This is a genomic window from Algoriphagus sp. (assembly GCF_024642405.1).
Classification (GTDB): domain Bacteria; phylum Bacteroidota; class Bacteroidia; order Cytophagales; family Cyclobacteriaceae; genus Algoriphagus.
Window position 1 is genome coordinate 1 of the sequence record NZ_JAHEBC010000197.1, and the last position, 7124, is coordinate 7124.

General features: G+C 39.1%; 5 protein-coding genes. All 5 read right to left on the reverse strand.

Annotated elements, in window-relative coordinates; genetic code table 11:
- Positions 1-661, reverse strand: a 661-nt coding sequence (locus tag Q0L68_RS13780; protein WP_296704222.1) for an NAD(P)-dependent alcohol dehydrogenase, incomplete at its 3' end; no start/stop codon positions are given.
- 204 nt (positions 662-865) lie between these two features.
- Positions 866-4495, reverse strand: a complete 3630-nt coding sequence (locus tag Q0L68_RS13785; RefSeq protein WP_296704225.1) for an amidohydrolase family protein — start codon at positions 4493-4495, stop codon at positions 866-868.
- 128 nt (positions 4496-4623) lie between these two features.
- Positions 4624-5664 (reverse strand): adenylate/guanylate cyclase domain-containing protein, encoded by a 1041-nt coding sequence (locus Q0L68_RS13790; RefSeq protein ID WP_296704228.1) that lies wholly within the window; start codon positions 5662-5664, stop codon positions 4624-4626.
- A complete protein-coding gene (locus Q0L68_RS13795) occupies positions 5661-6056 on the reverse strand; it encodes a response regulator (protein ID WP_296704230.1) in 396 nt (131 codons plus the stop codon). Before Q0L68_RS13795 ends, Q0L68_RS13790 begins: the two co-directional genes overlap by 4 nt.
- A gap of 47 nt (positions 6057-6103) precedes the next feature.
- Positions 6104-7124 (reverse strand): ATP-binding protein (locus tag Q0L68_RS13800; protein WP_296704233.1); only part of this gene is annotated, 1021 nt, incomplete at its 5' end.

The window sequence follows — 7124 nt, forward strand, 5'->3', positions numbered from 1 at the left end:
TGATGTCGAATCTGTCTAACACCTTGGTAAAATCTTCTTGATCATAAAGAATTATTTTGTCAGACCCCAGGTTTTCGGCGAGCTCTTTTCCCTTGGAGCTACATATTGCGGTTACTGCAGCACCATAGTGTTTGGCAATTTGAACAGCAGCCGATCCAACTGATCCGGAAGCTCCATAAATAAGAACCTCTGGATTGTTTAACTCTTCTATTTTTCCTTTTCTCAAAAAATAAATAGCGGTTTGCCCACCAAAAGGAAGTGCAGCAGCCTCTTCAAAGGAAGCATTTTCTGGCTTTTTTGTAATTACTTTATTTTCCGAAATACATAGATACTCGGCATGGCAACCTTGTTTTAGTCCAGTTGTCCCATAAACTTCTTCACCTACCTTGAACTGAGTTACTGCTTCTCCTACTTGTTCAACTATTCCTGAAAAAACTGTTCCTAAAATGGGCCTTCGAGGTTTTGTAAATCCCAACACTAATTTCATGATAAATTTCATAAACCCTTCCACTCTTAACCCTCTAATTCTTACGTCTCCCGAATTAAGAGATGAGGCAACTAATTTTACTAAAACCTCATTTTTTTTCGGTGATGGCTTTGGAATATCTTTAATAATCAAAACTTCCGGTGGTCCGTATTCAGGACAAATTACTGCCTTCATTTTTATAATTATTTGATTGGTATGTAAAACTTGTATAAACCCAAGTCCCCACTAGTCAATAGCGTTTATACCTGCATTGTCCACAGGGGTCTTGGAAGTTGTGATAACCAAATTAAGAATTTCATAAGAGGTTCACTTATTTTTTTACCAATAAAAAAATCCCCCAGATTGCTCTGAGGGATGTATTAGTATTTCAAGAATTCTTTATTTCAAACTCGTATTCGGAATAGGAGCCACCTTAGTCCATGGACTGACATCCATTTTTCTTGGAGTAGGATAGACCTCGTCTAGACTATTACCATCATAGATTCTTCCGTTTTTCATTACATGGGTGATCGTATTGGTATTACGGATATTCTCCAATGGATTACTATCCATAATGACCAAGTCAGCTAATTTCCCAACTTCTATACTTCCCAACTCTTTATCCAATCCAAGAGCCTCTGCACCTGAAATCGTTGCCACTTTTAGCGCATCATGGGCTTCCATTCCGCCACTTGCCACTGACCAAAGTTCCCAGTGATATCCTAATCCCTGTAGCTGTCCATGCGAACCCACACCTGCTAATCCACCTTGTTCAAAAATGGATTTGATCCCTTCAGCATGCTTCATAAATACATGATCTTCCGGAGCAAACCAACCTCCTAATCCTCCTGCTCTTCTTCTGGCTTTTGCATTCAATTCCTCATAAGGAGTGAATCGATTTAGCTTAGGATCATGCAAAGGACTTTCGGTGGTATAATAGTAGTTCTCCGCCCATGGTCCACCATAAGCCACCAAAAGGGTAGGAGTCACAGCCATCTTGCTTTCAGCGATGGTTTTGGTTACATCCTGATACAGTGGATGAATCGGAATAGAATGCTCATGACCTGGGTAGCCGTCAATAAGTTGCGTCATATTCAGTTTGAAATCCAAGCCACCTTCGGTAGTAGGCATTAGCTCTTGCTCTTTAGCAGCCATAATTACCCATTGTCTATGTTGCCTGTTTCCTACCAAATACATTTTGATGTATTGAGTATTGTAGTATTTGCTGTATTGCTTTAGTACGTTTTTGGTTTGATCCAAAGACTTCAAATTATACATCCAATAACCTACACCAGGCCCGGTGCTATATACTCTTGGGCCAGGTACCATCCCTGCCTCTACCATATCTCCATAAGTCAATACATCTGTAGTTGCAGTTTGTGGATCCCGTGTGGTGGTCACTCCATAGGCAAGATTCGCCGCATAGATCCAAACAGAGTTTTTATGCAATCCCCAAGTTGGCCACATATGCGCATGGGTATCAATAAATCCAGGGGTAATGGTCTTCCCAGACATGTCCATGACTTTAGCATTCCCAGCATCCAAGGTACCTGCTTCACCCACGGCTTTGATCCGATTGTTCTCGATCAAAATATCTCCTCTTTCGATGACTTCATCGCCTTTCATGGTCACAATCCTTGCGTTGCTTAACAGAACGGAACCTTTAGGAATATCTTTAGTGTAATAAACTGAAACCTGATTTTCTAAAGGTTTATATGTTTCTTTCTCCTTTATTTCAGCTTTGTAGATGCTATCTGCTTTTGCTTTTTCTTTGTCATTTTTCAACAATTCTGCTAAAGCTTCTTTTTTGGCTTTAGCAACAGAATCTGCAGCTTTGACAGCCTCAGGTCCCAATGCTTTTAAAGCAGAAACGGAATCTGCATCTGCCATCATTTTTTCTTTTTTTGCAGTTTTGACTGAATCCTCAATGAATTCGGCTCTTTCTATATCATAAACCCAATGTCCATTTCCCAAAGACCAATGCACTTTTTTACCATCAGCTTCCCAGGCTGGCCATTCTCCACCGATTTCTGTGAGTTGACGGGATGGGAAATTGCTGGATTCTGGATTGCCAACATTGATACTTGGAGTCTTTCCGACTTTAGGGATTTGAACGACATAGACATTATTATTCACCTGGGCTACTGCCAAATCTCCTTCAGGTGCCATCAAAATAGTGCTGGCACTACTTGGTCTCATTTGCGGTTCCTGTGCACTGGCTCCTTCTGGAAGCATGCAATAGTTAACTGCATCGGCATTGGAGATGGGTAGTCCCATAACATATCGGATATCCGTGGCTTCATCAGGATTCGTAGTATGTCCATGATCATCATGTGATTCTGCTACCGATCCAAATGGAGTGATTCCTGTGATTTTTGCATACTCTTTTTCATCTGTTCCATCCCATCTGACACTTAGTAAGGTTCCACCTGGTCCATTCAAAAAGACACGGGAAGTATCTTTGGTAAAGTGAACATTTCCATGGTTGCCTGCTTCCATGATCTTTCTGAATTCACCACCTGCTGCAGGAATCCAAACCAGTTCAGCTTCTGAGCCATCCACTCCAGGACCTTCCGCATCTTTCATCACTTGGTTAGAAGCTTTGAATACAGCAATTCTGTTATTGGGTCCCCAGGCTGGTTGCATATATAATGCACTTTCTGTTGTCAACTGAGTAACTGCCGCTCTATTTCCCAAAGTAGCTTTATAAAGGCGTCCTCCTTCAGTTTCATTCCAACCTACAAATGCCAATTGAGTTCCGTCTGGACTCCAAGTTGGCATGGCTTCGGTGAAATCATTGTTGGTAATTCTATAAGGTTCTCCATCTGGATAGTCCATCACATACAATCTGTTCAATGCAGTGAAGGCCAATTTCTTTCCGTCAGGGGAAGGAACAGCATCCCTGATTTGGGTAGCTCTGGCTGCTGTGGTGTCCTTAATCTCATAATTGAAATACAAACGAGGTCCCATTGCCAAATTCACATCTACTTCGAATGGAATTTCCGAAGGGGAACCTCCATCAACGCTGATTTTCCAGATTTTACCACCATAAGATGCGATGACATTTTTACTATCTGGAGTGAAAGCCATAGCGGGTAATACTCCCTGAGGAGCAATGGATTCCTGCTCATCTCTTTGTACGGGATAAGCAAGCCATTTTTCTTCGCCATTTTCTAGATTTCTCAATACCAAGCCGGTTTTTTCTTCCCAGCGAGAGCCATAAACCATCCATTTTCCATCTTCACTTAGCGTTGGAGTAAATGCTGACCCATATCTAGAAGTGATAGAGTTTAATTCTCCTTTTTCAAAATCATAAGTGCCAATCTGATATTGGGGAAGTAAGGCATTGTAATTCCAAGCGCCACTTCTCTGGGAGAAGTACACTTTTTTGCCATCTGGACTTACAAAAGGATCGATGGTTTTGATACTGCTTGGATTTTCATTCAGTTGAATTCCGCCGCCTCCATCTTTATGATACATCCAAAGTTTAGCGATTCTTCTTCCTTTACTCACGACGATATATTCAGAATCAGGTGTCCAATCGGCACCTGGAACATCACCGTTTTTGTCTTTGGTGATCTGAACAGTGTCTTTTTTGACCATATCGATATACCAAAGATTATCACTTCCTGCTCTATCGGAAGTGAATAGTATTTTCTCTCCGTCTGGTGAAAAACGTGGATGGGTTTCATAAGCCATTCCTGTGGTGATAGCCTTAGCTTTGCCACCTTCCATCGGAATCGTGTAAATATCTCCAAGTAAATCAAAGGCTACTGTTTTCCCATCAGGACTGACGTCCACACTCATCCAAGTACCTTGTTTTGTACTGAACTTTATTTCTCTTTCAGCCTTTAAAGGCAAGTCTTTGAATTTTGGGGTTTTGATAGAATCTTTTTCAGTGCTATCAGCCAGAATCAGGTTAGTTTGATTCATTGGCATAAGCACCTCAGGTCGATCAGGAACCATAGTAGCAAAGCTTACTGTAGCGCCTAAAGCAACCAATAATGCTGGGTGGGTAAGTTTTTTCATAAAGTGATTTTTGGGAAATTATCTATTCTTAATACCTATCGAATTATAGAGAAAATCTTGCCCTTAAAATTGGAACTTCTGGTATAAGGTATTTTCCATAAAACTAGGGAGTTGGCTTTTTCTAATTATCAGGAAAGTACCTCATAAACTGTAACGGGCTTTGATTTATTCTTTAGGATCATTTCACCGATCTTAGAGATATTAAAATCTTTTGCAATGAGTTCTTGGTATTGTTCCAAAATGAGGATTTGACCTGGACTTGCTTTGGACTGAAGTCTGGAAGCTACATTTACGGTATCACCGATAACTGTATAATCCAATCGCTTCAAAGAAATGGAACCTATATTTCCTGAAACCATTTCGCCTCTATTAATTCCAATGGAGACTTTAGGTTTGAATCCTGATTTTTCAGAAAAAACGGGCATAGCATTCATTTTATCACGAATGGCAATACTTGCCCGGATAGCTCTTTTTTCATAATCATCCCCTTTAAATACAGCCATGACAGCATCACCAATAAATTTGTCAATAATTCCTTTTTCTGCAATAATCTCCCGGACCATCATGTCAAAATAATCGTTGAGTTGGCCAACCACTACATTAGGTTCTTCATTTTCACTGATTGCAGTAAATCCACATAGATCTATAAAAGCTACCGAGGCTTCCAAAGTCTCATTTTCTGTCAAACCACCTTCAATCTCGCGGCTTCCCATGAAATTTAAAACCGTTTCATCCACATACATTTTCAGGATGTTATTTTCCTTCATTGCTTTGATGGTTTCCTTTATCTGATTGATATAGGTGATGGTTTTTTCTATGGTAATCTCAAGGTCCTGAAAATCCACTGGCTTTGTGATAAAATCAAAAGCTCCCAAATTCATGGCAGTCCGTATATTTTCCATATCTCCATAGGCCGATATGATTACAGTTTTCATGAGAGAGTTTTGTTCTTTTACTCTGGATAGAAGAGTTAAACCGTCCATTTCCGGCATATTGATATCACTTAGGATCATATCAATATTTTTACGTTCTTCCATCAGTTCCAAAGCCTTTTTTCCATTTAAGGCAAAGTAAAACTCATACTCTTCCGATCGGATTTTTTTCCTGAATTTCTGCCTGATCAATACTTCCAGATCAGCCTCATCATCTACAACTAATATTCTGATCATCCCTTCTCCGATTTATGTTTATCTACCAAAGCTGAGATTTCTTTTTTCAGAAATTCAAAGTCTATTGGTTTTGTAAAAAACTCCTTAGCTCCCGAATCAATTGCTTTTTCATAGTTTTCACTATCACCATATGCGGAAATCATACTGACATTTATTTGGGGAAATTTTTCTTTTATTTTTTTTAATAGCTCTAACCCTGTCATACCAGGCATATTAATATCTGAAAAAACGTAGACGACTTGTGGGGGATTTTCTTTCGATAAAAAATCCAATGCTTCCTGTCCGGAAAATGCAAATGAAAGACTTATGGATCCACTTTTTATTTCCTTTCTAAATTTTTGACGAAAAAGTATTTCTACGTCTGTCTCATCATCTACAATTAAAATATTCATGATTACTAAATTAAGTTTATTTAAATGATGACTCTATTTTTCTACTATTATTTTTTGGGATAAGTCAGTGTCTTTATAGGTAAAGAAATTGTAAAAATAGTTTTTTCTCCTTCTAAAGAATCTACTTCAAAGTCTCCTCCATGAGCTTTGACAATATCGTAACTCAAGCTTAATCCAAGCCCCGTTCCAGAGCCAGTTGGTTTCGTCGTGAAAAAGGGTTGAAATATCTTATCCTTAATAGATTGGGGAATCCCTCCTCCATTGTCTTCTATTGTAATTTTTAAATTCTCACCGGAGATAAAAGTCTTTACTTTAACCATTGGATGATATTCCTCTTGTTCTTCTTCTGAACTTGATTTTAATTTAATTTTTTTCTCTTGCACGGCATAAAATGCATTATTGACAAGATTTAAAATCAATCTCCCGAAGTCTTGGGAAATAAGCTCAACTTTTGGAATATCCGGATCCAAGTCTAGTTGAAAATCGGCATTGAAACTTTTATCTTTTGCTCGCAATCCATGATAAGAAAGCCTTGTAAACTCATCAGCAAGAGCATTAATGTCAGTGAGTTCTTTTTCGCCAGAGTTGATGCGACTGTGCTGAAGCATTCCTTTTACAATAGAGTCGGCACGATAACCATGATGTGCTATCTTTTTCAAGTTTTGAGATAGATCATCTGCAATCTCCTTTGCCATATCATAGTTGCCAGCATCTATTTCTTCTTTCATTTCTGCTAAGAGTTCGCTACTGAGCTCAGAAAAATTATTCACAAAATTGAGTGGGTTTTGAATTTCATGCGCAATTCCAGCAGTCAACTCTCCTAAGGATGCCATTTTCTCAGCATGTATCAATTGGGACTGCATGGATTTTAACTCATTTAAAGTTTTAATGAGCTCCTCCTTTTGAGCATTAATTTCAGATGTACGCTCAGCTACTTGAATCTCAAGTTCTGATTGAAGCTTTTGGGATTTTTTTATTTCAAATTCCTTTTGGGCGGCTTTGATTCGTTCCTCTTCTAAAGCTTTCCGTTGTCTTCTGTTGATGATGAACTGTGCAAACAACCAAATC